Genomic DNA, 2,270 nt, shown 5'->3' on the forward strand with positions numbered 1-2,270 from the left:
TGGAAGCAGAAGAACGGCTTGAAAGAGCACCACATGAATTGGGTTATATCCTAGAAGCTAAGGAAGCTACTTATCCAGAAAAATTAACCGAAGTACACACGCCTGATATTTTGCTTAACTATGAAACAGATTTGCACACTTATGATAAAAGGCTTTGTCCTTCCTTAGAGGGAGGTGTGTCCTGATGACCGATTTAAAGGCCATTTGTAAAACACTCCACCTTGCCCATATTATCGAGGAGTTTGAGGAAGTCCCTTTTGAAAGCAAAGAACAATTTTTACGTGATGTTCTATCGATTGAAGTCAATTCCAGACAAACCACCAAAATCGCTAGACTGATAAAAAAGGCTAAATTTAGAGAGCTTAAATGGCTTAGGGATTATGAATGGTCGACCAGCTGCACTTACCGGCGACAACCTCGAAAGAGGGAATCTGTGACCTTCGTTTTATAAAGGAAAAACAGAATCTACTACTTATGGGGACGCCAGGCACAGGAAAAACGCATCTAGGAACGGCTTTAGGTGTTAAGGCATGTGAACAGGGCTTTGAGGTCCGTTTCTTTAGGGTGGCTGATTTGGTGGGGCAATTAGAGGAAGCGATGAAAGAAGGTACCTTACAAAGATTAAAACGGCAGATTGAGAAGTGCGATTTGCTTATACTGGATGAATTGGGATATGTCCCTTTTCAAAAGCAAGGGTCGGAATTATTGTTTCACATTATTGCAGACTGTTACGAGCACAAGAGTGTGATTGTAACCTCAAATTTGGAATTTGGTCAGTGGAATCGGGTTTTTGGGGATAACCGTCTAACTTCAGCCCTTGTGGACAGATTGGTGCACCATGCACATGTCATCGCGTTCACAGGGGAAAGCTACCGATTGAAAAATGCCCTTTCCACCGTTAAAGCGAATGATGGGATTTAATGTGAAAAGTAAACTGCAAGCCTATGTAATTTTCGCTGCACTTTTCTGCACTTTTTGCTTGCAAAAAACATTCTTGCTCCTAATCGTTCGAATATCATCTCCGATGGCATAATTATAGGCTGCCTTTGATGCTTTTGGGTCGATGTTATTAACAGGATCAGCCTTTGTCATTCTTGTGTGCAAATATAAATCAAGTAGTTAGGTGCGGTAGTTTTTATATCTTTGTGACAGAACTAAACTAGTGCGTCTGCTTACCAACCTGTACTCTTAATTCAAACATGAACATTTATCTACCGCTGAAAATAAAGAACCTCGAAAGTCTTAAACTTATCGAGGCTCTAAAGTAACAAATCGGTACATTTACCTAGGATTTAGTCCAACGTCTAAAATATATTCATATAAATTTTCATACTTTGTTTCTTCAATTTTATTAATTTCATGGTCATAGAACATAACCCTTGAACCACAAACCCCTTTTTCAAGCGTAAACCCATAATAATCACCAGTTTCAATATCAGAAACAGCTAAAAAGGAATGTGTTTCTATAAGTCCTATTTGACTATTTAAGTTGACAATAAACCAATCACCAAGTTCATTTACTGAAAATATATTGGTAAGAGCGAAATAGCCACCCCCAAATTCTTTTACAAAGCATTTATATTCCTCGGGTAGGGAAAGAGATAATGCTTTTTCAACTTTCTCAATTTGACTATCATTACCTTTAGGTTCTGACTCCAATCCAAACCATATCGGTCTTTTGTTTCTGGTTTCATTAACAATTTCAAGAAAAATATTATAGTCCATTCCGTTCAACTCCAAAAAAGATTATTTATCGTAAATCCATTCAGGTAATATATCATCGGCACCTTGTTCCCTTGCTCTATACCACCAATGCAACTGTCTATCTGATTGACGCATTACAGGAGTAACACCTTGATTATATTTATTCTGGTGAAGCGCTGAATTATTTCTATGTTGCGAAGGAATTATCTCATGCTTTGCTCCACCTGGCATTTGTCCTCCATGATGTAAATCTGGTTTATTAAGTCCTCTTGGTGAATGCCCCAATAAACCTTGCTTTAAATCATTAATTGTCCATGGACCTTCAATTTGTACAGGAGCATCACCTGCATCATACCCTTTACCTGTTTGCAGGTTAGGAGTTTCAACATTACCCGTACCCTTATTACCAGCAAACTTCTGCAAATCCAGCCTTACCAGTGACTTTTGTTTAGGCGGATCGAGGCTGTCTAAGTTTCCTGCGCTATTTGGATTTCCTGCCCGCTTCTCTATCCTCGTTTAGGTTTGCCTTCTCGGCTGCTGTGCTCGCTTGGCCACTTTCGGCTTTG

At 39.3% G+C, this 2,270-nt stretch carries 2 protein-coding genes and 2 pseudogenes; 2 read left to right on the plus strand and 2 right to left on the minus strand.

Annotated features, from left to right (window positions below):
- Together BQ5796_RS15775 and istB are read left to right on the plus strand one after the other, a co-directional pair.
- A pseudogene (locus BQ5796_RS15775) lies at positions 1–185 on the plus strand (IS21 family transposase); the annotation flags it as partial.
- Positions 185–921 (plus strand): annotated as a pseudogene (gene istB, locus BQ5796_RS15780) (IS21-like element helper ATPase IstB). The pseudogenes BQ5796_RS15775 and istB, both read left to right, overlap by 1 nt.
- Before the next feature lie 360 nt (positions 922–1,281).
- Here the strand turns inward: istB and BQ5796_RS15785 are convergent.
- A complete protein-coding gene (locus BQ5796_RS15785; protein ID WP_071460636.1) occupies positions 1,282–1,725 on the minus strand; it encodes an SMI1/KNR4 family protein in 444 nt (147 codons plus the stop codon).
- A gap of 21 nt (positions 1,726–1,746) precedes the next feature.
- Positions 1,747–2,127, minus strand: a complete 381-nt coding sequence (locus tag BQ5796_RS15790) for a hypothetical protein (RefSeq protein WP_071461341.1) — start codon at positions 2,125–2,127, stop codon at positions 1,747–1,749.
- Positions 2,128–2,270 lie beyond the last annotated feature (143 nt).

The sequence above is a fragment of the Bacillus massilinigeriensis genome (assembly GCF_900111815.1).
GTDB classification, from domain to species: Bacteria; Bacillota; Bacilli; order Bacillales; family Cytobacillaceae; genus Mesobacillus_C; species Mesobacillus_C mediterraneensis.